This is a genomic window from Bacillus sp. TE8-1 (genome assembly GCF_008368855.1).
Taxonomy (GTDB): domain Bacteria; phylum Bacillota; class Bacilli; order Bacillales; family Bacillaceae_G; genus Bacillus_A; species Bacillus_A cereus.
This window is the reverse complement of the sequence record NZ_QPET01000011.1, coordinates 45,685-69,659: the sequence shown is the minus strand read 5'-3', so window position 1 is coordinate 69,659 and position 23,975 is coordinate 45,685. Positions and strand designations below refer to the sequence as shown.

Below are 23,975 nucleotides of genomic sequence, written 5' to 3'. Positions count from 1 at the left end.
AACAGTCATTATCTAATACATTGTTGTAAATTGTCAAGTTTCATCAGATTTTCACATTTTAAGAGTAACAATTTCCTTAAAAATATTGAATTATAAAGGAGAATCGTATAATATAGGCGTTGATAATGATTTATCTACATCTTTGTAGTATAGAATTTGCAAAAATTGCCTACAAATGAAAGTAAGACTCATTTTATGATCATTATACAGTCTTATCTTTGGGAGGAGGTGAATGGCATGAACAAGACAGATTTAATCAATGCTGTTGCAGAAGCAAGTTCCCTTTCTAAAAAGGACGCAACAAAAGCAGTAGACGCTGTTTTTGATTCTATCTTAGAAGCTTTAAAACAAGGTGATAAAGTACAACTGATCGGATTCGGTAACTTCGAAGTTCGTGAGCGTGCGGCTCGTAAAGGTCGTAACCCACAAACAGGTGAGGAGATTGAAATCGCTGCAAGTAAAGTACCTGCATTCAAACCTGGTAAAGCGTTAAAAGATGCGGTTAAATAATCCTTACATATTAACAGGGAAGAAGAGTTTCCTTTTTGGGAACTCTTCTTTTTGCTTTTAAAAACATAAATATGCTAGAATGTGTTCGTATCACTTTTAGGTTTTCGGGAGGGCTAGCGGATGGCAAAAGTTAATTTAGAACAAATTGAACATGCAGTACGCCTTATTTTAGAGGCGATTGGGGATGACCCAAATCGTGAGGGAGTACTTGATACACCAAAGCGTGTTGCAAAAATGTACGCAGAAGTGTTCTCAGGTATGCATGAAGATCCGAAAGAGCATTTGCATAAAGTATTCGGAGAAGATCACGAAGAGCTTGTACTAGTAAAAGATATACCATTTTATTCGATGTGTGAGCATCATTTAGTACCATTCTATGGAGTTGCTCACGTTGCATATATTCCGCAAGGTGGAAAGGTAACAGGGTTAAGTAAATTAGCTCGTACCGTAGATACAATTGCACGTCGCCCACAACTGCAAGAACGTATTACATCAACAGTAGCGAACTCTATTATGGAAGTACTAGAGCCTCATGGTGTAATGGTAGTAGTAGAAGCAGAACATATGTGTATGACGATGCGTGGTGTGAAAAAACCAGGTGCGAAAACAGTAACGACAGCAGTGCGTGGTGTGCTTGAAAATGATGCTGCAGCGCGCAGTGAAATTTTATCGTTTATTAAAACGAAGTAAAGAAAAGCGGGAAACTGCTTTTCTTTTTTTTTTTTAGTAAATAAATGATATAGTTTTAACTAGACAGAGTGAGATTAGAAAGATTGCTTACATGAATGGTAGGTGTAGCCAAGTTTTGGTTATAGAAAATAGAGTGTATGTGTTATAATAAGTTTTATGAATTAGAAAACAAGGGTGATTTTTTGTGTGTGACATCTACGGAGGGTATGCGGGTATAAAAGAAAAATTGATGGAGAAATTACGCCATCCTTATTTTATAAACTATATTGAAGAACCATTTATTGATGAAGAAAAGATAGCATTGTTATATGGTGCTTTAAAGAGTGCAAACTTACATATAGAACAAATTGAGCATTACGTAGTAACAATTATGCTTGTACAAATTGCGCTTGATACGCATGAAAGGGTATCGAATAAAGCAGGCGAGGAAGAGATTGGATTCCATAAATGTCGTCAATTAACAGTACTTGCAGGCGATTACTATAGTGGACTATATTATTATTTATTGTCTATGAATCGTGATATTGTTTTAATTCGTGCACTTGCTGAAGGAATTAAAGAGATAAATGAACACAAAATTATGTTATACCAAAAAGCGCATGAAACGACGGATGACATAATGAAAAGCATAGTAACGATTGAGTCTGCGCTCCTTCAAAAAACATGTGATCATTTTCAGTTATCACATTGGAAGCCATTTATCACATACGTATTAGGTGGAAATCGCCTTCAAAAAGAAATTCAATTGTATGCTGATAAGCAACATTCACCTGTTTTTCAAGCTATGCAAGATGCTTTAGGGGATAAAGCAGAAGTAGTGATTAATGGTTGGATGAAGGAATTGAGAAAGAAAGAAAAACAATTTTTAGAAAATCACACAGACATAAATGAAATAAATTCTGTGTTAAGGAATAAATAGAAGACATAAGCAATTTTACATTGGAAGAAGGTACGAGCATGCAACAATCAAAAGAAGAAAGAGTACATGACGTATTTGAAAAGATTTCTGATAAATACGATGTGATGAATTCTGTAATTAGTTTTCAAAGACATAAAGCGTGGCGGAAAGAAACGATGCGAATTATGGATGTACAACCAGGCAGTCAAGCGCTTGATGTATGCTGTGGAACCGCAGATTGGACAATTGCGCTAGCTGGAGCCGTAGGTGAGCAAGGAAAGGTTGTTGGCTTAGACTTCAGTGAAAATATGTTATCTGTCGGTAAGCAAAAGGTAGAGGCGTTACAATTAAAACAAGTAGAACTTCTACATGGGAATGCAATGGAACTTCCGTTTGAAGATAATACGTTTGATTATGTGACGATTGGGTTTGGTTTACGTAACGTACCGGATTATATGCACGTATTAAAAGAAATGACGCGTGTAGTAAAACCAGGTGGAAAAGTAATCTGTTTAGAAACATCTCAACCAACAATGATTGGTTTTCGACAAGGGTATATTTTATACTTTAAATATATCATGCCATTATTTGGAAAGATGTTTGCGAAAAGTTATAAAGAATATTCATGGCTTCAAGAATCTGCTAGTACGTTCCCAGGGATGAAAGAATTGGCTCAAATGTTTGAGCAAGCTGGACTTGAACGTGTGCAAGTGAAACCATTTACTTTTGGGGTAGCAGCAATGCATTTAGGTATTAAACCAGAATCAAAATAGAAAAAAGAAGTTTTAGGTTAAGGTGAACAATATGAAGTTACAACTTATGTACTCTTTTTTACGATCGGATATTAATGTGATAGAAAAAGAATTAAAAAAGACAGTCGCTTCTGAACAGCCATTAGTAGAAGAGGCAGCATTACAGCTGATTGAAGCTGGTGGGAAACGAATTCGTCCTGTATTTGTGTTGCTTGCAGGGAAATTTGGAGATTATAAGTTAGATGCGATTAAGCATGTTGCTGTTGCGTTAGAACTTATTCATATGGCTTCTCTTGTTCACGATGATGTTATTGATGCTGCATTTTTACGACGCGGCAGTGCGACTGTGAATGCGAAATGGGGAGATCGTATTGCGATGTATACAGGGGACTATCTGTTCGCTAAGTCTCTTGAATGTATAACCAATATCGAAATTCCAGAGGCACATCAAGCGTTATCACATACTATTTTAGAAGTCTGTAAAGGTGAAATTGAACAAATTAAAGATAAATACAATTATGACCAAAATTTAAGAACGTATTTAAGAAGAATAAAGCGAAAAACAGCATTATTAATTGCCGCGAGTTGTCAATTGGGAGCGATTGCTGCTGGTGCTAATCGTGATACGGTAAATCGTCTATTTTGGTATGGGTATTTTGTAGGAATGTCTTATCAAATTATTGATGACATTTTAGACTTCGTTTCTACAGAAGAGAAACTTGGAAAACCTGCTGGTGGAGATTTACTACAAGGGAATATTACACTTCCTGCTTTATATGCGATGGAAGATCCCGTACTTCGTCAGAAAATCACATCTGTACATGAAAATTCAACAGCAAGTGAAATGCAAGAAATTATTGATGCTGTAAAAAATAGTACAGCAATTGATCAAGCATTTGCGTTTAGTGAACGTTATTTACATAAAGCTTTAGAAATAATAAAACCACTCCCACGTGGAAAAGCAAAGTACGCATTACAAAATGTTGCAAAGTATATTGGAAAACGAAAATTTTAAGGTTTATTCTAAAAAATAAAATAATCTCTCTATTTCAAAACTATTGCACAATTGTGATAAGGGTGATAATATGTGTGTGGGGATATACAATTACATACATAATTCAGAAGTGGAGAGATTTTTTATGGAAAAAACATTTCTAATGGTAAAACCAGACGGTGTACAACGTGCCTTCATTGGGGAAATTGTAGCTCGTTTTGAGAAAAAAGGCTTTCAATTAGTTGGTGCAAAATTAATGCAAGTCACTCCAGAAATTGCTGGACAACACTACGCTGAGCATAAGGAAAAACCTTTCTTTGGTGAGTTAGTAGACTTTATTACATCTGGACCTGTATTCGCAATGGTATGGCAAGGTGAAGGTGTAGTAGATACAGCTCGTAACATGATGGGGAAAACAAGACCACATGAAGCAGCTCCTGGAACAATTCGTGGAGATTTCGGTGTAACTGTTGCGAAAAACATTATCCATGGTTCTGATTCTTTAGAAAGCGCAGAGCGCGAGATTGCTATTTTCTTTAAAGAAGAAGAATTAGTTGACTACTCAAAATTAATGAATGAATGGATTTACTAATTATTTTGAAATAATTTGTAAACGCTTTAATCACTGTGATAATAGTAAAAAGTGCAAGGAGAATAGGGGTATTCTTCTTGCACTTTTTTTATTTTCAGTTAGTTACGAAGTTTGAACTGTTATGATATATTGATATTTAAATTAGGACTATCGGAAATATAGAATAAGAAAATGGTCGATTTATGATATAATTTCTTTAATATTTTTAGAATGATAAAAGTTAATATAGTGAGATAAATACATATACGAAAAGAGGAATAACGTATGCGATATATTACAGCTGGTGAATCTCATGGTCCACAACTTACAACGATTATAGAAGGTGTTCCGGCAGGATTGTCTTTAGTAGCAGATGATATAAACGAAGAGTTAGCTAGAAGGCAAAAGGGATATGGGCGCGGTAGACGCATGCAAATTGAAACGGATCAAGTGCAAATTTTAAGTGGTGTTAGACATGGAGAAACATTAGGTTCCCCTATTGCACTTGTTGTTGAAAATCGTGATTTTGCACACTGGACAAAAATTATGGGGGCGGAGCCTTTAACTGAGCAAGAAGAAAAAGAGATGAAAAGGAAAGTGACAAAACCAAGGCCTGGGCATGCTGATTTAAATGGTGCGATTAAATATGGTCATAGAGATATGAGGAATGTACTGGAACGTTCGTCAGCGCGCGAAACGACGGTGCGTGTTGCTGCTGGTGCGGTTGCTAAAAAGGTGTTAGCAGAACTTGGTATTAAAGTAGCGGGCCATGTAATTGAAATTGGCGGTGTACAAGCTAAGGAGATTACGTATAGTTCAATTGAAGAATTAAAGAGTATTACCGAAGCATCTCCTGTACGTTGCTTAGATGACGAAGCTGGTAACCAAATGATGAAAGCGATTGATGATGCGAAAGCAAATGGTGATTCAATTGGTGGAATCGTTGAAGTAATTGTGGAAGGGATGCCAATTGGAGTAGGTAGCTACGTGCATTATGATCGAAAACTGGATGCGAAATTAGCAGCTGCAATTATGAGTATTAATGCTTTTAAAGGTGTCGAGATTGGAATTGGTTTTGAAGCAGCGCATAGACCAGGAAGTGAAGTTCATGATGAAATTCTGTGGAATGAGGAGCATGGATATACACGAAGAACAAATAATGCAGGGGGATTAGAAGGCGGTATGACGACTGGAATGCCAATTGTTGTGCGCGGTGTGATGAAACCGATACCTACACTTTATAAACCTCTTCAAAGTGTAGATATTGATACGAAAGAGCCTTTTACAGCGAGCATTGAACGTTCAGATAGTTGTGCAGTGCCAGCAGCTAGTGTCGTTGCAGAAGCGGTTGTGGCTTGGGAATTAGCGACAGCTTTAATAGAACAATTCGGATTAGATCGTATGGAACTAATTCGTGAAAATATTGAGAAACATAATGAATATGCGAGGGGATTTTAATGGGAAACATACATATTCAAACGAAATCAAAAGAATATGATGTACATGTTGGTAAAGAAGTGTTGTCAAACTTAACAACGATCGTTCAAAATATGCAGCCAGCGGTATCTAACGTAATGATTATTTCAGATGAAGCTGTTGCATCACTACATTTACAGACAGTTATCGATGCATTACAAGTAGAGCAGCACGTGTTTTCGTTTGTTGTACCAAGTGGCGAAAAAGAGAAGTCTTTCGAAAATTTCTATGCGGCTCATACGTCAGCTCTTGAAAATAAATTAGATAGAAATTCTTTAATTCTTGCACTTGGAGGCGGAATGATTGGAGATTTAGCTGGTTTTGTTGCTGCATCGTTTATGCGTGGTATTCGCTTTGTGCAGGTTCCGACAACTTTATTAGCGCACGATAGCGCAGTGGGTGGGAAAGTAGCGATTAACCATCCGTTAGGTAAAAATATGATTGGTGCATTCCATCAGCCAGAAGCAGTTGTATATCATACACCTTTTTTACAGTCTCTTCCTGAAAAAGAGTGGCGTTCAGGTTATGCAGAGGTGATAAAGCATGCTCTTATCGGTGATGTGGAGCTATACCATTGGTTAAAAGAAGAAGTGCAAACATTAGCGGATCTTCATGATGAGAAGTTAATCCATATATTAACGAAGGCGATTCCTGTAAAGGCAAATGTTGTGTCACAAGATGAAACAGAGAAGGGTGTACGTGCTCATTTGAATTTTGGACATACGTTAGGACATGCTCTTGAAAAAGAGCTAGGGTATGGAAATATTACTCACGGTGACGGTGTAGCGGTTGGAATGTTATTCGCCATATTTTTAAGTGAGCAAGTGTACAAGGTTGATCTTGCTTATGAAGATATGAAGCAGTGGTTCTTGAAATACGGCTATCCAAAAATGCCAAGCGATTTGAATGTAGAGCGCCTCGTTCAATTGATGAAACAAGATAAGAAAGCAAATGCAGGAGCAATTCATATGGTGCTTATGCAGGAATATGGGGTAGTGAATGTCGTATCTATTTCAGATGAGACTGTTCATATTGCGTTAGAGGCATTTCAAAAAGATATGGTTTAAAATGATAGCGAAGTGCTGTGAAGTGCTCATTTAGAGGTATTCTCGTAATAGTGATGGTTATGACAAAAGATTACAGTAAGGGGCTATAACCGTATTGTAATCAAATTGAATGAAATGACTGGGGGAAGAAAAATGAGAGTGAAAGAGCAATTGTTAACTTTGAGAGCGTATGTGCCTGGGAAAAACATTGAAGAAGTAAAAAGAGAATATGGTTTATCAAAAATTGTGAAATTAGCATCCAATGAAAATCCATTCGGTTGCTCAGCACGTGTGACAGAAGCATTAACTTCTTTAGCGAGCCAATATGCCCTTTATCCAGATGGATATGCCTTTGAACTTCGGACAAAAGTAGCGGAACATTTAGGTGTAAAAGCAGAACAACTACTATTTGGTAGTGGATTAGATGAAGTCATTCAAATGATTAGCCGAGCGTTACTACATGAAGGAACAAACGTTGTAATGGCGAATCCTACGTTTTCACAATATCATCACCATGCTGTTATTGAAGGAGCAGAAGTTCGTGAAGTATCACTTAAAGATGGTATTCACGATTTAGATGCAATGCTAGAGCAAGTAGATGAGAAAACGAAAATTGTATGGATTTGTAATCCGAATAATCCAACAGGTACATATGTTGAGAAACAAAAATTACTTTCATTTTTAGAATCAGTTCCTAAGTCGGCTCTCGTTATTATGGACGAAGCATATTATGAATACGCGGAAGCAGAAGACTATCCGCAAACATTACCACTTCTTGAAAAGTATGAAAATCTTATGGTTTTACGCACGTTTTCAAAAGCATATGGTTTAGCTGCTTTTCGTATCGGATATGCGATTGGGGATGCGAAGTTAATCGGACAGCTAGAAGTAGCTAGGTTACCATTCAATACATCAACTGTAGCCCAATCTGTAGCACTCGCTGCATTAGAAGATCAAGCCTTTTTACAAGATTGTGTGCAAAAGAATGCTGAAGGTTTAAATCAGTATTATGCATTTTGTAAAGAATATAACGTATTCTATTATCCATCTCAAACAAATTTCATTTTCTTAAAACTCGGTATACCAGGTAATGAAGCTTTCGAACGATTAATGAAAAAAGGATATATCGTTCGTTCTGGTGCTGCATTTGGTATCGATGATGGTATTCGTATTACTATCGGTTTGAAGGAAGAAAATGATGAAATTATAGAGTTACTGAAAGAGCTTGTAAATGAGCAAGTACAGAAAGAAGAAACATATTCTTAAGAGATTGTGAAGGCTCCTATTATAGGAGCCTTTTTTATCGCATTCAAAATAAAGGTTGAAGACTGCTAATTAAGTTATTCTGTAAACCACGGTTTGTATGGCTTGATAATTAGTGAGAGAAGTTATTTGCACGGTCATAAAAGAAAGCGGTACAATAGAAGATGATGATAAGGTATCGGTGTCATATCCGAACCTTTTGAACAATTAACTACTCTGTAGGAAGAAGTATAAGAAGAAGCATGCTCATTCTAAAGGTTGCGTTCTAACAGTGAGTTGCTTATGATAAATGAACAGAAGAGAATATTTTTTAGAATTAAAGGAGACGTTTATGCAAAAGTTTGAACAAGCTGTTTCATATATTGAAAATGGTGAAGCGGAAAAAGGATTACAATTATTAAAAGAACAATTAAAAATTGCGAATGATGAAGAGAAGTATGATATCGCTCGTTACTATCATACACTTGGATTTACAGATGAGGCATTAGCAATTACTGAAGACTTACGTTTACTGTATCCAGAAGAAAGTGAATTCACTGTATTTTTAGCAGAATTATATATTGATCTAGATAAAGAAGATGAAGCGATTGAAGTGCTTCATGATATTCCAGAAAATGACGATTTATATGTTCAATCGTTATTACTTGTTGCAGATTTATTCCAAATGCAAGGTTTTGATGATGTAGCAGAGCAAAAACTATTAAAGGCGAAAGAAATGATGCCTGATGAACCTGTTATTACGTTTGGGTTAGCAGAATTATATAGTAGTAAAGGTGAAGAACAAAAGGCAATTACTTATTATGAATCGCTATTAGCGGAACATAAAGTAATGGGTGGTGTTGTGATCGCACTTCGCCTCGCAGAAACGTTAAGCGCGATTGGAAACTGGGAAGAAGCGATTTCTTATTATGAAGCAGGCCTAGAGGAACAAAAAGATATTCACTCATTATTTGGATATGCCTTCACATTATACCAAGGTGAAGAATATCAGAGAGCAATTGGTGCTTGGCAAGAACTAAAAGAATTAGACCCTGAGTACGCATCACTGTACATGTATTTAGCGAAAAGCTATGAAAAAGAAGGAATGCTTCAAGAAAGCTATGAAACGCTTCATGAAGGAATTAAAGTAGATGAGCTTTCAGTTCCATTTTATGTAGAGTTAGCGAACATTGCGGCGAAATTAGGAAAAATAGTAGAAGCAGAGGAAGTTCTTCAAAAAGCGCTTGAGTTAGATCCAGGGCATTTAGGTGCAACATTAAAATATGCATATATCTTAAAAGAACAAGAAAAGTACGAAGAGTTAATTGCAATTGTAGAGCGTGCTATTGATAGTGGAGAACCAGATACACAACTACTTTGGGATCTTGCGTATGCAAAAAAACAATTAGAAATGTATTCGGATGCATTAAAACACTATGAAAGTGCATATACTTCTTTTAAGAATCATCCAGACTTCTTAGAAGAGTACGGTTATTTCTTATTGGAAGAAGGAAAACGAAAAGAGGCGAAAGAAGTATTTACCCAGTTATTACAACTAGACCCGACACAAATTCATATTGAAGAGTTGTTATATAATTTAGAGGATTTTTCATAAGTTGGAAGGAAACTGAATGCCGCTTCTTGAATCTAAAAAGAAAAGAGAAAGACAGAGGAGGGACTTAATTGCTATGAATACCCCTGTTTCTGTAAACGAGAAGAAGGATTTTGTAAAATGGTTTTTGAATAATTACCAACTGAAACAGCGTGAATGTGTATGGATTCTGAATTATTTAATGAGTCACGACCAATTGATGCATAAAGTCCACTTCGTAGAGCATGCAAAATATTGTCCGCGTGGCTTAGTGATGTCAGCGAATTGTGTGAAAGACACACCGTTTCACTTTTTTAAACAAAATGTTATGACAACAGATGCTGAAAAATCGTTTCATGATATTCGTTTAAATCGAGATGAGGATATTTATATTCAACTCAACTTTAAATCATCGTTTCAAAATGCGAATTATGTAGCTGTATTAGAAGAAAACCCATATCTACCAAAGCATATTGAAGTAAATGAAAAAGATCGTTTACTTGCAGAAAGGTTTTTGGAAGAAAGTGTATTTTCGTTTAGGAGAGAACGCCTTTTGAAACAAATTGATGAAGCGTTAGATAAGCAAGATAAGGAAGCGTTTCATAGATTAACGGCAGAGTTAAAAACTTTATAGAATTTATTTGGATTAATAAATTTTTACAAATTTCAGACTTTCATCAAGAAAAACTACCTATATTGGGTAGTTTTTCTTTTTTTACCTCTTTTAGTATGGTTTAATATATATAAAGTGAAAGTTCTGTCATTTGCAAGTGAAGGAGGGAAGGAATTTGAAGTGGATTGTAAAAGATGTGGAACAGTTTGAGCAAGCAAGAGAGTATGTTGATACAGGAGTAATACCGCTGTTATCAATTTCGGCAGCAAAAGAAATGAAAATGGTTGTAGAACAAGGTGAATTTATCGAATTGTTGAGCACGGAATTGGAAAGAGAGTATAAGGGAAGAGTGCTTTTACTGCCTGCGTTTACGTATTTGGTAGAAAGTCAAAAGAATGAAAAAGGTCGTTTGCAAGAATGGACAAATCATTTACGAAGTGAAGGTTTTAAGCATATTGCTTATGTTACAAGTGATTTTTCATGGAAAGAGGATATGCAAGAGTTACAGGGAGATTTGTTTTGGTTTCCTTCATTAGCATTAGAACAATTTAGTGATCAAGCAAAAAGAGAAGTTATTCATGCACATATAAAAAATATAATGGTGATGTTGGAAGAGAAATGGGGAAACTTATAATAAACAGAAAGTTCTTATTATTATGAGTAGTATGATATTGACCTGTGCATGAGCGTATTATATCATGATAGTGTCCTAGTTTTTATTTTTTATATAATTTATCACGAGGGGACAATTTCTGATAGAGGGGGGAAATTTTCGTGAGCGAGAAAGAACATCGCGTGTCAAGAAGACAATTTTTAAATTACACACTCACAGGGGTAGGAGGCTTTATGGCTGCCGGTATTTTAATGCCGATGACGCGATTTGCGCTTGATCCGGTGTTAAGAAAAGAAGCGGGAACGGATATGGTTGCTGTTGCGCAAGTAAAGGATATTACAACAGAGCCGAAGCGTTTCGATTTTAAAGTGAAGCAGGTTGATGGTTGGTACAAGTCTGAAGAACCAAAATCAGCTTGGGTTCATAAAGATGAAAGCGGAGACATTGTTGCGTTCTCTCCAGTATGTAAACATTTAGGATGTACAGTTAACTGGAATTCGGACAAAGCACATCCGAATCAATTCTTTTGCCCATGTCACGGGGGGCGTTATACAAAAGATGGGATTAACATTAAAGGTACGCCACCCCTTGCTCCGCTTGATGTGTACGAGTCTAAAGTGAAAGATGGAACGCTGTATCTAGGAAAAGCGAAGCCAAGAGGGGGTGCAAAGTAGATGTTAAATAAAATTTATGATTGGGTGGATGAAAGATTAGATATTACACCAATATGGCGTGATATCGCTGATCATGAAGTACCTGAACATGTAAACCCGGCACATCACTTTTCTGCATTCGTCTATTGCTTTGGAGGACTTACCTTTTTCGTTACTGTAATTCAAATTTTATCTGGAATGTTTTTGACGATGTATTATGTGCCTGATATTAAAAATGCTTGGGAATCAGTTTACTATTTACAAAATGAAGTTGCTTATGGGCAAATTGTTCGTGGTATGCACCACTGGGGTGCTAGTCTCGTAATTGTAATGATGTTTTTACATACACTCAGAGTTTTCTTCCAAGGTGCGTATAAAAAGCCCCGTGAGTTAAACTGGATTGTTGGTGTTCTTATTTTCTTTGTTATGTTAGGTCTTGGTTTTACCGGATATTTATTACCGTGGGATATGAAAGCTTTATTTGCTACAAAAGTAGGGATTCAAATTGCAGAGCAAACACCGCTCATTGGTCCTTATATTAAAACATTACTCGCTGGTCATTCCGAAATTGTTGGCGCTCAAACATTAACTCGCTTCTTTGCTATTCACGTCTTCTTCTTACCAGCAGCACTTCTAGGTTTAATGGCCTTCCACTTCATCATGATTCGCAAACAAGGTATTTCCGGTCCACTATAAGAGATTGCTAAATTAAAGGGGAAAGAACTAAAGGAGGGAGATTATGCATCGCGGCAAAGGGATGAAGTTTGTAGGAGATTCTCGGGTACCAGTAGCTCGGAAACCAAATATTCCAAAAGACTATTCTGAATACCCAGGGAAAACAGAAGCATTTTGGCCGAACTTCTTGTTAAAAGAATGGATGGTTGGTGCAGTTTTTTTAATCGGTTATTTATGTTTAACAGTGGCGCATCCGTCGCCGCTTGAGAGAATGGCGGACCCAACAGATGCTGGATATATACCACTTCCAGATTGGTATTTCTTATTCTTGTATCAGTTATTAAAGTATTCGTATGCTTCCGGTTCATTTACTGTAATTGGAGCATTTATTATGCCAGGGATTGCGTTTGGAGCATTACTGTTAGCTCCATTTCTTGATCGAGGTCCAGAAAGACGTCCATTGAAGCGTCCTGTGGCAACTGGATTTATGCTTTTAGCAATTGCATCGATTATCTTTTTAACTTGGGAATCTGTAGCACACCATGACTGGGAAGCTGCAAAAAAACAAGGAGCAATTGTAAAAACAGCGCCAGTTGATAAAAATGATGATGGCTATAAATTAATGCAAAAAAATACTTGTTTAACATGTCATGGTGACAATTTACAAGGCGGGGCAGCAGCACCGGCACTGCAAAACTTAACTTTAAAGCCAGAAGAAATTGCTAAAATTGCGAAAGAGGGAAAAGGTTCAATGCCTAAAGGTGTATTTAAAGGTACGGATGAGGAACTGAAGAAGCTTTCGGAATTCGTTGCAAAGTATAATAAAAAATAATAAAAAAGCTGACTACAAAATTTGTAGTCAGCTTTTTTATTTAGTTGGATGAAGTTTGTTATAATAGAGTAGGATTTAGTGAATGAATTACTTTGCTTGAAAGGTGTTGGACATACGGATTGGTGTACTTGTATGCAATGTTAAGACAACGCTCGGTATTATTATTTTTATTAATTGTTAACTTATTAGGTACAATTTATGGATTTATATGGTACGGAAATCAATTGAAAGAAACGTCACCTATATTTTGGCCGTTTGTACCAGATAGTCCTATGGCGACTCTCTTTTTTGTCTTTGTTTTAATTGCTTTTTTGGCAAAGAGAAACTGGGGATTAATAGAAGCGTTAGCGATTGTAACTTTAATAAAATATGGTATTTGGGCTGTTGTTGTAAACGCGATTATGATTTACGTAAAAGGGCCTATAGGCCTTATGGGCTACATGTTAATGCTTTCGCACTTCGCGATGGCAATACAAGGATTTTTATATGCTCCATTCTATCGTATAAAAAAATGGCATTTTATAGTAGCAGCTGTGTGGACGTTGCATAACGATGCAATTGATTATTTATTTTGGCAAATGCCGCGATATGGAATTATGCATTTGTTTGTAGAGGAAATTGGTTATTTTACGTTTTGGTTAAGTATTGCTGTACTATGTATTACATATTATTGTTGCTTACGTGAGCAAAGAAAACAATTTTCTTTATGATGGTTAGAACATTTAGGGGGAGAACATGGAGAAAAATAAGAGTGGTACAAAAATATTGGATCGATTGATTACTTTAGTTGTTTCATATAGCATAGCATTTTCTATTTTTGCACTAGCAACAACGGCAGTTGTGTATGGAAAATGGTTGTATTATTTTGAAATTGATTTTTTAAATATTCCTGATTTAGCGGATATGACGAAGGATGAAATTAAAAGAAATTACGATGTGCTTATTACATATTTATCCCCGTTTTATGACGGAGCATTACATTTGCCCACATTAGATATGTCCACAAATGGCCGTATTCATTTTGTAGATGTTAAAAATATTTTAGTAAAGATTCAATATGTGATGTATGCGACAATTATGATTGCAGTGATAGGCGGAATTTATTTATTAAAAAAGAAAAATGAAAAGTTTTTACTGCACGGATCGATTTTAACAATCATTTTTCCGATAGCGCTTATGTTACCAATTGCTATTAATTTTGAAAAGAGTTTTGTATTATTCCATAAACTTTTATTTAGTAATGATTATTGGGTTTTTGATCCTGAAAAGGATCCAATTATATTAATGTTACCAGAAGAGTTCTTTATGCATGCTGCGTGTGCTATTTTATTATTCATTTTAGGTGGGAGTATACTTTGTTACAGCTTATATAGATATCTCGTAAAAAAGAAAAGGATGTCACAGAAAAAATTCTCTGCTTAAAGAGAATTTTTTTCTTTGTAAAACGATAATATATTTTTCGGTCTAGTTCTGTTCTATTCTTGTCCAAATTAACATATTTTGTACTAGTAGTTAAGGGGGGACCGGGATGAAGAGAACATTAATTGGATTGATAGCATTTCTAATTATAATGTTTCCGTTACGTATATATGCTGAAGAGTGGAATGAGCTAACAGGGTTGTTAGACGACTCGTTACAGTTAGTGAAGCGTAATGAAGATGAAAAAGCGGTACAAGTATTACAACATTTCTCGGAGCAGTTTTTAATAAAGGGGAATGAAAAGAAGCAGGAAGTAACACCAGATCAAGTTAGAGTTATTTCTTTAGCTTACGATAAGGCGCAACAATCGCTCTCTGAAGAAGGTTTAGGTAAGCAAGCTAAAATTGATAATGTGCTGGCATTACAACTTGCTGTTGATGCACAAGTATCGAAATATCAACCACTTTGGATGGAAAGAGAAAGGAAAGTAATGGATGCCTTTTCTCAAATGGAAAAAGCGATGGAAAAAGAAGATGCTGGGCAGTTTCAACAAACGTTAAATACGTTTTTAAATGAATTCAATATTATTTATCCAAGCTTAATGATTGCTTTGCCAGAAAACGAGGTCCAGCGTGTAAATGTTCATTTATCTTATTTAGATGAATTTCGTAACGTTATGTTAAAAACGAAAGGCGGCCAAATGCAATTAGGGATTATTAAAGGGGATTTGCAAAAGATATTTCACACAGTAAAAAAAGATGAAATTGCACCCTCTCTCATTTGGTTTATGACAATTACTGGGGGACTTATTTTATTCACATTAACTTATGTTGGATGGAGAAAGTATAAAGGAGAGAGAGAAAAAAGAAAAAGTAATGTACATTCTAAAAATAGATAATGCAATAAATAAAGATATGGATTGTAAGGTTTATTCATTGACAATAGTGGCAGAAGAAAATAGAATGAGAAGTACTATAATTAAAACTTCAATGGAGGTTCATGATGTTTTATTTAATTTACTTCGCGATCATAATGATCATACCGTTGTATGCACAGTCAAGAGTACGTAGTGCCTATAGCAAGTATTCACAAGTTTATTCAACATCAGGTATGACAGGAGCGGAAGTGGCTCGAAAAATTTTAGATGAAAATGGATTATACAACGTAGCTGTAGAAGAAACACCAGGTCATTTATCAGACCATTATGATCCAACCGCTAAGACGGTTCGATTATCAACAGATAACTATTATGGACATTCAGTTGCTGGTACAGCAGTTGCAGCACACGAAGTAGGACACGCAATTCAAGATGCACAAGATTATAACTTTATGCGTATTCGTCATTCGTTAGTTCCTGTGGCTAATTTTGGATCGAATATATCATGGGTATTTATTATGATTGGTATATTTGCGACAATGTCAAAACTATTGTTATTAGGTATCATTTTAATGGCAGCAGGTGTTGTGTTCCAGCTCGTTACATTGCCAGTTGAGTTTGATGCGTCAAAGCGCGCAATGCAACAAATTGAAGCGTTAGGTATTGTATCAACAGATGAATATGGGCAAGCTCGTAAAGTATTAAATGCGGCAGCATTAACATATGTAGCAGCTGCAGCTGTAGCTGTATTTGAATTATTACGTCTCGTATTAATGTATACTGGTATGCAGCGTAGCGACGACTAAAGACTATCAATTTTGATAGTCTTTTTTTGTTGTGTGGATTGAATTATATAATGTATTGCAAATAGAAATAATAGAAGTAATGCGGAAAGGTGGTGGGGGAAATGAAATATCCAGACCATTTAGTAAAACAAGTGCAAAAGCGTAGTGCTCCTTATCAACTAGAAGGTTTTTTAAGTGGACAAGGTCCTGAAAATCCCAAATTTATGTTGTTAGGAGAAGCACCTGGTGAAACAGAAATTCATAATGGGATTCCGTTTAGCGGGAGGGCGGGAAAACAATTAATGGTTTTTTTAGAGCGTATTCACGTTACAAGGGAAGAAGTATATATTACGAGCGCTGTTCGGAGTAGACCTTATAAATGGCGAGAGAAAAAAGAACGAAATGGTGAAATCATACAAAAAAAGTATAATAGAACGCCAAATCAGGGAGAAATAATTGCCCATGCGCCTTTGTTAGATTATGAATTAGAGAAAATACATCCGAAGTTTATCGTCACGCTTGGAAATATCGGTCTTCAACGTTTAACAGGAAAAAATAAAAAAATCACAGATGTACACGGGCAATTATTAAAACAGCCCATTCAAAAATTAAAGGATATGCAAAGTGCAGAGTTTACATGGTCAGAGAAAGAATATCATGTTTTTCCGACTTTTCATCCAGCTTCCATTTTTTATAATCGGAGTTTATTGGAGCTTATTCATGAGGATTTTGAGAAGCTTAAAAGACTTGTAATAAAAAACTAGAAAAGCTAAGGCGCTTTTCTAGTTACATTTAATTATGTAAAGGGTTTTTATTTTCATCTAACGTAAATCCTTCACCAACTACATCATGTACATCACTTACAGCGACAAAAGCATGAGGATCTACAGAAGTAATGATATTCTTTAATTTCACGATTTCATTTTTAGCAACAACGCAATACAATACATTACGTTCCACTTTTGTATACGATCCAACAGCTTTTAAAAAGGTTGCTCCGCGCTCCATTTCAGATAAAATTTTGGCAGCAATTTCATCGTTTTTCTCTGAGATAATAGTCGCTCCTTTGGCAGCATAAGCTCCTTCTTGCATAAAATCAATGACTTTAGCACCGATAAAAACAGCAACTAGCGTATACATGCCCTCGCGGTATGATAAATATGTAAGAATAGAGACGACGATAACGACAGCATCAAACATAAACATTGTTTTCCCCATACTCCAGCCAACATATTTGTGCGCTAGTCGTGCGATAATATCTACACCGCCAGTAGTCCCGCCATATTTAAATATTATTCCAAGGCCGATACCGATAAATGCCCCGGCGAATAAAGCTGCGAGTGTCATATCATTTTGCAAGTTTAAATGTAAGTTGAGTACTTCGTAACGCTGGAAAATCCATAGAAATAAAGATACGCTAAAGGTTCCAATTAATGTATATAAAAATGTCGTTCTGCCAAGTAACCTCCAGCCAATAAAAAATATAGGGATATTTAAAATTAAGTTTGAGTAGGAAGGATCAAACTTAAATAAAAAATACAATAATAGTGTAATACCAGTAAACCCACCCTCTGCAAGGTGGTTTTCAATATTGATATTGACAATACCGAAAGAAAATATAGCGGAACCAATTAAAATAAAAATAATATTTCGCATCTTCAATTTTGATGTCATATAGAAATCCCCCTAATTATGTAATGATTGCATTGCTCCGCTGAAACGGTAAAACATAATAATAAGTAATTTCTAGTTGCTAGTGAAAATAGTAAGAACCTGATTGATGTGGACTGATTTTTTGTGAAAAGTGCAAAAGAAAGTTTCACTTTATCCCGCTCTAAAGGCTGATAGGAGATGAAGCAAAGAAGAGGGGCAAACCAGCCGTAGGAACCCGATTGGTGTGGGCTGATCTTTTGCAAAAATCGCAAAAGAAGTTTCACTTTACCCCGTACCAACGGCTGTTAGGAGATAAAGCTCTGAAGAAAGGCGAACCAGCCATAGGAACCCGATTAGTTCAACTAATCTTTTGCAAAAAAATCGCAAAAGAAGTTTCACTTTATTATAGTCTATCCAAAAATGGGTCGCAAATAGGTGTTTGGCGGGGAATAATATTTGTCAAATCGCGATGAATTGGCTAACATGAAAGAGGAAGGATTAGAGGTGAATAGTATGGAAGCAAAAACGATGAAAGATATGCAGAAAGAAGTAGATGCATATATTGGTCAGTTTAAAGAAGGTTATTTCAGTCCGCTTGCAATGATGGCTCGTTTAACGGAAGAAATGGGAGAGCTTGCAAGAGAGGTAAATCATTATTATGGCGAGAAACCGAAGAAAACAACTGAAAAAGAAAGAAGTATTGAAGAAGAGCTTGGAGATGTATTATTTGTTATGATTTGTATGGCAAATAGTTTAAATATTGATTTAGAGACAGCACATAACATTGTAATGAATAAATTTAATACACGTGATAAAGATCGCTGGACACGTATTGATGAGGGAGAGAAAGAATAATGAAAGAAATTAAAGTAATTATCGCCGGACCAAGAGGACGTATGGGACATGAAGCAGTCCTTCTTATGGAAAGAACGGAACATTTTAATTTAGTAGCAGCAGTGGATTATAAGCATGGTGGTGAGAAGATTTCTGATTTACCTGGCATGCCAGCATTACATGCGCCGATTTACGCTGATTTACATACTTGTTTAGATGAAGTAGAAGCAGATGTGTTGTTAGATTTAACAACACCAGAAGTGGGGAAACAACACGTTACACTTGCAGTTGAGCGTGGACTTCGTTCGGTTATTGGTACAACTGGATTTACAGAAGAAGAATTGGCACGTTTAACAGAGAATGCAAAAGAAAAAGCAGTAGGAACAATTATTGCTCCAAACTTTGCAATTGGTGCAGTTCTTATGATGAAATTCTCACAAATGGCAGCGAAATATTTCCAAGATGTTGAGGTAATTGAATTACATCATGATCAAAAATTAGACGCACCATCTGGTACAGCTGTAAAAACGGTAGAGTTAATTCGTCAAAATCGTGAATCAAAGCAGCAAGGTCATCCAAATGAAGTAGAGCAACTAGCAGGTGCACGAGGTGCAAATGTAGACGGTATTCACATTCATAGTGTACGTTTGCCAGGGCTTATTGCACACCAAGAAGTAATGTTTGGTGGAGATGGACAAATGTTAACAGTTCGTCATGATTCATTCAATCGTGCATCATTTATGTCAGGTGTAAAACTATCAATTGAGACAGTAATGAACCTTGATCATCTTGTGTACGGTTTAGAAAATATTATCGACTAAAGGGGAGACAACGGATGAAAATTGCCTTAATCGCACATGACAAAAAGAAAAATGATATGGTTTCGTTTGCATACGCATATAAACCAATTTTTGAACAACATGAATTATTTGCAACAGGAACGACAGGGCTTCGCATTATGGAAGCGACTGGATTAGTTGTAACAAGATATCAATCTGGCCCTCTTGGTGGAGATCAAGAAATTGGTGCAATGATTGCAAAGAACGATTTAGATATGGTGATTTTCTTCCGCGATCCATTAACAGCACAGCCGCATGAACCGGATGTGAATGCATTACTTCGTTTATGTGATGTATATGCGATTCCACTTGCAACGAATATGGCAAGTGCTGAAATGTTAATGCACGCATTAGAGCGAGGAGATTTAGATTATCGTAAGTTAAGAAAATGAGGGGAACAATTATGAGTGGATTACATATATTAGCGTTTGGTGCTCATGCCGATGATGTTGAAATCGGCATGGCTGGTACCATCGCTAAATATACAAAGCAAGGGTATGAAGTAGGTATTTGTGATTTAACAGAAGCTGATCTTTCTTCAAATGGAACGATAGAGTTGAGAAAAGAAGAAGCGAAGGTCGCAGCTCGTATAATGGGAGTAAAAACGAGGCTGAATTTAGCGATGCCAGACCGTGGTTTGTATATGAAAGAAGAGTATATACGTGAAATTGTCAAGGTGATCCGTACATATAAACCAAAACTAGTTTTTGCGCCGTACTATGAAGATCGCCATCCAGATCATGCAAATTGTGCAAAGCTTGTGGAAGAGGCTATTTTTTCAGCAGGAATCCGTAAATATATGCCGGAACTTTCACCACATCGTGTGGAGTCTTTTTATAATTATATGATTAATGGTTTTCATAAACCGAATTTTTGTATAGATATAAGTGAGTACCTCTCTATAAAGGTGGAAGCATTAGAAGCGTATGAAAGTCAGTTTTCAACAGGGAGTGATGGTGTTAAGACACCGTTAACAGAAGGTTACGTTGAAACTGTGATTGCTCGTGAGAAGATGTTTGGAAAAGAAGTTGGAGTCTTGTATGCCGAGGGATTTATGAGTAAGAAACCGGTTTTATTACATGCTGATTTATTAGGGGGATGTAAATGAAATTAAAAATAGGTATTACATGTTATCCTTCTGTAGGTGGTTCTGGAGTTGTTGGAACAGAATTAGGAAAGCAATTGGCGGAACGTGGGCATGAAATTCACTTTATTACATCGGGTTTACCATTCCGGTTAAATAAAGTATATCCAAACATTTATTTTCATGAAGTGACGGTAAATCAATACTCTGTATTTCAATATCCACCATACGATTTAGCGTTAGCAAGTAAAATGGCCGAGGTTGCACAAAGAGAAAACTTAGACATTTTACATGTGCATTACGCAATACCACATGCAATTTGTGCATATTTAGCAAAACAAATGATCGGAGAGCGTATTAAAATTGTTACAACCTTACATGGAACAGATATTACTGTGTTAGGTTCCGACCCTTCGTTAAATAATTTAATTCGTTTTGGTATTGAGCAATCGGATGTTGTTACTGCTGTCTCGCATTCATTAATTAACGAAACACATGAGCTTGTAAAACCAAGTAAAGAAATTCAAACAGTATATAACTTTATAGACGAACGTGTATATTTCAAGCGTAATATGTCTCAATTAAAGAAAGAATATGGTATAAGTGAGAGTGAAAAAGTACTTATTCATATTTCGAATTTCCGTAAAGTGAAACGTGTGCAGGATGTTGTTCACGCATTTGCTAAAATTGTTAAAGAAGTAGATGCGAAGTTGCTTCTTGTTGGAGACGGACCAGAATTCTGTACGATTTTACAGATAGTGAAGAATTTACATATTGAAGATCGCGTTTTATTCCTAGGGAAGCAAGATAATGTTGCAGAACTACTTGCGATGAGTGATTTAATGTTGCTTCTATCAGAGAAGGAAAGTTTTGGTCTTGTTTTATTAGAAGCAATGGCGTGTGGTGTACCTTGTATCGGAACGCGGGTTGGAGGTATTCCAGAGGTTATTCAACACGGGGAAACAGGATATTTATGTGAAGTTGGCGATACAACAGGAGTGGCAAATCAAGCTATTCAGCTATTAAAGGACGAGGAACTTCACCGTAATATGGGAGAACGAGCAAGAGAAAGTGTTTATGAGCAATTTCGCTCAGAAAAAATTGTTTCACAATATGAAACGATTTACTATGACGTACTAAGGGATGACAAAAATGGAAAGATTTAAAAAAGCTAGTTCTATTATTGAGACATTAAAGCAACAAGGACATGAGGCTTATTTTGTTGGTGGGAGCGTACGAGATCTTATTATCGATAGGCCGATTGGAGATATTGATATTGCGACATCTGCTCTACCAGAAGAAGTGATGGCTATATTCCCAAGAAATGTTCCTGTTGGTCTTGAGCATGGAACTGTAATTGTTGTAGAAAATGGTGAGCCCTATGAGGTAACTACTTTTCGAACAGAAAGCGAATATGAAGATTTTCGAAGACCTAGTAGTGTTCAATTTGTTCGTTCATTAGAAGAGGATTTAAAACGTCGTGATTTCACGATGAATGCAATTGCTATGACAGAAGAAGGCAAAATGGTCGATTTATTTGCTGGACAGGAAGCCATTCAACAGAGAGAAATTGTGACAGTTGGAAATGCTGCGGATCGTTTTCAAGAAGATGCCCTGCGAATGATGCGTGGTATTCGGTTTGTAAGCACGTTAGGTTTTTCATTAGAAATGAAAACGAAGCAAGCGATTGAAACGTATGGGCATTTGCTAGAACATATAGCAATTGAGCGTATTACAGTAGAGTTTGAGAAACTGTTAACTGGTACATATTGTGTGAAAGGTCTCAAAGAATTAGTAGAGACGAAGCTATTTTCTCATTTGCCATATTTACAAATGTCAGAAGAGAGACTGTTAAAAGCTACGCAGTATAAATGGGATTCTTTCGAAACGGATATTGAGGCGTGGGCATTTTTCTTATATTGTATCGGAGAAGAACATCCATCTGTCTTTTTACGTCAATGGAAGTTTTCGAATAAAAAAATAAAAGATATTGTTGCAGTTTTATTGACAATCCGTACTAGAAAGGAGAAGGATTGGGATACAGTCCTTCTTTATAAAACGGGAATTCATATCGCTGAAATGGCAGAGAGAGTATATGAAGCGATGATTGAACGCTATGACCCTACATCTGTTGAACGAGTACAATCAATGTTTCATGCATTGCCAATCCAGGAGCGTCAAGAAATGAATGTGACTGGTAATGATTTATTAAACTGGGCAAACAAAAAGCCTGGTCCGTGGGTTGCTGAGATGCTTCAGAAAATCGAAGAAGCAATCGTACAAGGAAACGTAGTTAATGAGAAAGAGCGTATAAGGGAGTGGCTACAAGGATGCAATCTACTATAAGAAAGCAGTTATTGCAAGTTTTTTCTGAAGCGGATGGCGAGTTTGTATCCGGCCAAACAATTAGTGATAAACTTGGTTGTTCAAGAACTGCTGTGTGGAAACATATGGAGGATCTGCGGAGTGAGGGATATGAACTTGAAGCTGTGCGTCGATTAGGTTACCGAATTGCAAGTAAGCCAGACAAAGTGACCGCTAATGAAATTCAGTTAGGGCTACAAACGAAGCGGATTGGTAGAACAGTGTATTTTGAAGAAACTGTTGAATCAACGCAGCACATTGCAGCAAAACTTGCTTATGAAGGTGCAGAAGAAGGAACTGTCGTTGTAGCAGAAGAACAAACAGCGGGAAGAGGTCGTTTAAGCAGAAAATGGCATTCACCGAAAGGAACAGGGATTTGGATGAGTATTATTTTACGCCCATCAATCCCAGTTCATCATGCACCGCAACTTACTTTGTTAGCGGCCGTTAGTGTTGCACAGGCAATTGAAAAATGCACGGGTGTAAACGTAGGAATAAAATGGCCAAATGATATTTTAATTCAAGGTAAAAAGGCTGTAGGTATATTAACAGAAATGCAAGCGGATCCTGATAAAATTAATGCTGTCATTATGGGCATTGGTATTAATGCGAATCAAAAGCAAGAACATTTTGATGAAGAAATTCAGCACATTGCTACTTCATTAGCGATTGAATCAGGTAAGCCGATTGTTCGTGCAGAACTTATGCAACAAATCTATTTACAACTAGAAAAATTATATGAAGAGTATTTACAAAATGGTTTCTCTGTCATTAAAATTCTTTGGGAAAGTTACGCTGTGAGCATCGGGAAAGAAATTACCGCTCGAACGATGAGAGAGACAATTACGGGGTTAGCAAAAGGAATCACAGAGGATGGTGTATTACTTCTGGAGGATCATGAGGGGAAAGTACATCATATTCATTCTGCAGATATTGAAATTAAGTAAAAGAAGTTCCTCTTTTG

At 36.4% G+C, this 23,975-nt stretch carries 28 protein-coding genes; 27 read left to right on the top strand and 1 reads right to left on the bottom strand.

All coding sequences use genetic code 11. The features are described 5' to 3' along the window. The first annotated feature begins 237 nt into the window (after positions 1 to 237). From DN404_RS08615 to DN404_RS08520, 20 genes are all read left to right on the top strand, one after another. Positions 238 to 510 carry an HU family DNA-binding protein gene (locus DN404_RS08615; protein WP_001043860.1) on the top strand — a complete coding sequence of 91 codons (273 nt, stop codon included), beginning with the start codon at positions 238 to 240 and terminating at the stop codon, positions 508 to 510. A gap of 120 nt (positions 511 to 630) precedes the next feature. After that, complete coding sequence (gene folE, locus DN404_RS08610) at positions 631 to 1,200, top strand: GTP cyclohydrolase I FolE (protein ID WP_001151482.1); 570 nt, start codon at positions 631 to 633, stop codon at positions 1,198 to 1,200. A gap of 184 nt (positions 1,201 to 1,384) precedes the next feature. Further along, complete coding sequence (locus DN404_RS08605; RefSeq protein ID WP_000332854.1) at positions 1,385 to 2,119, top strand: heptaprenyl diphosphate synthase component 1; 735 nt, start codon at positions 1,385 to 1,387, stop codon at positions 2,117 to 2,119. A gap of 38 nt (positions 2,120 to 2,157) precedes the next feature. Next, positions 2,158 to 2,871, top strand: a complete 714-nt coding sequence (gene menG / locus DN404_RS08600; protein WP_001187674.1) for a 2-heptaprenyl-1,4-naphthoquinone methyltransferase — start codon at positions 2,158 to 2,160, stop codon at positions 2,869 to 2,871. Between the two features lie 31 nt (positions 2,872 to 2,902). Next, positions 2,903 to 3,865 carry a heptaprenyl diphosphate synthase component II gene (gene hepT, locus DN404_RS08595; protein ID WP_000776077.1) on the top strand — a complete coding sequence of 321 codons (963 nt, stop codon included), beginning with the start codon at positions 2,903 to 2,905 and terminating at the stop codon, positions 3,863 to 3,865. A gap of 124 nt (positions 3,866 to 3,989) precedes the next feature. Further along, complete coding sequence (ndk, locus tag DN404_RS08590; protein ID WP_000415883.1) at positions 3,990 to 4,436, top strand: nucleoside-diphosphate kinase; 447 nt, start codon at positions 3,990 to 3,992, stop codon at positions 4,434 to 4,436. Positions 4,437 to 4,700: 264 nt separating this feature from the next. Beyond that, on the top strand, positions 4,701 to 5,873 hold the full coding sequence (gene aroC, locus DN404_RS08585; RefSeq protein WP_001269384.1) for a chorismate synthase: 1,173 nt from the start codon (positions 4,701 to 4,703) through the stop codon (positions 5,871 to 5,873). Continuing rightward, positions 5,873 to 6,958 (top strand): 3-dehydroquinate synthase, encoded by a 1,086-nt coding sequence (gene aroB / locus DN404_RS08580; protein ID WP_000526821.1) that lies wholly within the window; start codon positions 5,873 to 5,875, stop codon positions 6,956 to 6,958. Before aroC ends, aroB begins: the two co-directional genes overlap by 1 nt. Before the next feature lie 132 nt (positions 6,959 to 7,090). Then, positions 7,091 to 8,203 (top strand): histidinol-phosphate transaminase, encoded by a 1,113-nt coding sequence (gene hisC, locus DN404_RS08575; protein ID WP_006924421.1) that lies wholly within the window; start codon positions 7,091 to 7,093, stop codon positions 8,201 to 8,203. Between the two features lie 328 nt (positions 8,204 to 8,531). After that, positions 8,532 to 9,794 (top strand): tetratricopeptide repeat protein, encoded by a 1,263-nt coding sequence (locus DN404_RS08570; RefSeq protein ID WP_001168671.1) that lies wholly within the window; start codon positions 8,532 to 8,534, stop codon positions 9,792 to 9,794. A 73-nt stretch (positions 9,795 to 9,867) separates the two neighbouring features. Beyond that, positions 9,868 to 10,404 carry a ReoY family proteolytic degradation factor gene (locus DN404_RS08565; protein WP_001095925.1) on the top strand — a complete coding sequence of 179 codons (537 nt, stop codon included), beginning with the start codon at positions 9,868 to 9,870 and terminating at the stop codon, positions 10,402 to 10,404. Positions 10,405 to 10,558: 154 nt separating this feature from the next. Continuing rightward, positions 10,559 to 11,017: a YpiF family protein gene (locus DN404_RS08560; protein WP_000871312.1), complete on the top strand. Its 459-nt coding sequence runs from the start codon at positions 10,559 to 10,561 to the stop codon at positions 11,015 to 11,017. A 140-nt stretch (positions 11,018 to 11,157) separates the two neighbouring features. Beyond that, entirely contained in the window at positions 11,158 to 11,670 is a 513-nt protein-coding gene (gene qcrA / locus DN404_RS08555) for a menaquinol-cytochrome c reductase iron-sulfur subunit (protein ID WP_001290418.1), read from the top strand. Continuing rightward, a complete protein-coding gene (qcrB, locus tag DN404_RS08550) occupies positions 11,671 to 12,345 on the top strand; it encodes a menaquinol-cytochrome c reductase cytochrome b subunit (protein WP_000932700.1) in 675 nt (224 codons plus the stop codon). It abuts the gene before it with no gap. A gap of 43 nt (positions 12,346 to 12,388) precedes the next feature. Continuing rightward, positions 12,389 to 13,156 carry a menaquinol-cytochrome c reductase cytochrome b/c subunit gene (qcrC, locus tag DN404_RS08545; RefSeq protein WP_000554603.1) on the top strand — a complete coding sequence of 256 codons (768 nt, stop codon included), beginning with the start codon at positions 12,389 to 12,391 and terminating at the stop codon, positions 13,154 to 13,156. Positions 13,157 to 13,275: 119 nt separating this feature from the next. Next, entirely contained in the window at positions 13,276 to 13,866 is a 591-nt protein-coding gene (gene lhaT, locus DN404_RS08540; protein ID WP_025709269.1) for a lipoprotein heptaprenylglyceryl N-acetyltransferase LhaT, read from the top strand. Positions 13,867 to 13,891: 25 nt separating this feature from the next. Continuing rightward, positions 13,892 to 14,578 carry a lipoprotein intramolecular transacylase Lit gene (gene lit, locus DN404_RS08535; protein ID WP_000414378.1) on the top strand — a complete coding sequence of 229 codons (687 nt, stop codon included), beginning with the start codon at positions 13,892 to 13,894 and terminating at the stop codon, positions 14,576 to 14,578. 106 nt (positions 14,579 to 14,684) lie between these two features. Further along, positions 14,685 to 15,473, top strand: coding sequence for a sporulation protein YpjB (gene ypjB, locus DN404_RS08530; protein WP_000831584.1), 789 nt, complete (start codon positions 14,685 to 14,687; stop codon positions 15,471 to 15,473). Positions 15,474 to 15,574: 101 nt separating this feature from the next. Continuing rightward, positions 15,575 to 16,258, top strand: coding sequence for a zinc metallopeptidase (locus DN404_RS08525; RefSeq protein WP_011109966.1), 684 nt, complete (start codon positions 15,575 to 15,577; stop codon positions 16,256 to 16,258). A gap of 101 nt (positions 16,259 to 16,359) precedes the next feature. Continuing rightward, on the top strand, positions 16,360 to 17,001 hold the full coding sequence (locus DN404_RS08520) for a uracil-DNA glycosylase (RefSeq protein ID WP_006924397.1): 642 nt from the start codon (positions 16,360 to 16,362) through the stop codon (positions 16,999 to 17,001). 28 nt (positions 17,002 to 17,029) lie between these two features. Here the strand turns inward: DN404_RS08520 and DN404_RS08515 are convergent, their stop codons facing one another. Further along, complete coding sequence (locus DN404_RS08515) at positions 17,030 to 17,911, bottom strand: YitT family protein (RefSeq protein WP_000202121.1); 882 nt, start codon at positions 17,909 to 17,911, stop codon at positions 17,030 to 17,032. Positions 17,912 to 18,403: 492 nt separating this feature from the next. Here DN404_RS08515 and DN404_RS08505 point away from each other — a divergent pair, with 492 nt between their 5' ends. From DN404_RS08505 to DN404_RS08475, 7 genes are read left to right on the top strand one after another with little or no spacing between them, the layout of a single operon-like run. Continuing rightward, positions 18,404 to 18,745 carry a nucleotide pyrophosphohydrolase gene (locus DN404_RS08505; RefSeq protein ID WP_002108639.1) on the top strand — a complete coding sequence of 114 codons (342 nt, stop codon included), beginning with the start codon at positions 18,404 to 18,406 and terminating at the stop codon, positions 18,743 to 18,745. Further along, a complete protein-coding gene (dapB, locus tag DN404_RS08500) occupies positions 18,745 to 19,545 on the top strand; it encodes a dihydrodipicolinate reductase (RefSeq protein WP_000658810.1) in 801 nt (266 codons plus the stop codon). The genes DN404_RS08505 and dapB overlap by 1 nt, the downstream gene beginning before the upstream one ends. A gap of 14 nt (positions 19,546 to 19,559) precedes the next feature. Continuing rightward, entirely contained in the window at positions 19,560 to 19,955 is a 396-nt protein-coding gene (mgsA, locus tag DN404_RS08495) for a methylglyoxal synthase (RefSeq protein WP_000684765.1), read from the top strand. 11 nt (positions 19,956 to 19,966) lie between these two features. Next, positions 19,967 to 20,671 carry a bacillithiol biosynthesis deacetylase BshB1 gene (gene bshB1 / locus DN404_RS08490; protein WP_000015673.1) on the top strand — a complete coding sequence of 235 codons (705 nt, stop codon included), beginning with the start codon at positions 19,967 to 19,969 and terminating at the stop codon, positions 20,669 to 20,671. Then, the gene (gene bshA / locus DN404_RS08485) at positions 20,668 to 21,813 is read left to right on the top strand and encodes an N-acetyl-alpha-D-glucosaminyl L-malate synthase BshA (RefSeq protein WP_000768304.1); all 1,146 of its coding nucleotides are present in this window, start codon (positions 20,668 to 20,670) and stop codon (positions 21,811 to 21,813) included. Before bshB1 ends, bshA begins: the two co-directional genes overlap by 4 nt. Beyond that, positions 21,800 to 22,993: a CCA tRNA nucleotidyltransferase gene (locus DN404_RS08480; protein WP_000439321.1), complete on the top strand. Its 1,194-nt coding sequence runs from the start codon at positions 21,800 to 21,802 to the stop codon at positions 22,991 to 22,993. The genes bshA and DN404_RS08480 overlap by 14 nt, the downstream gene beginning before the upstream one ends. Then, positions 22,978 to 23,958 (top strand): biotin--[acetyl-CoA-carboxylase] ligase, encoded by a 981-nt coding sequence (locus tag DN404_RS08475; RefSeq protein ID WP_001192063.1) that lies wholly within the window; start codon positions 22,978 to 22,980, stop codon positions 23,956 to 23,958. The genes DN404_RS08480 and DN404_RS08475 overlap by 16 nt, the downstream gene beginning before the upstream one ends. Positions 23,959 to 23,975: the final 17 nt, after the last annotated feature.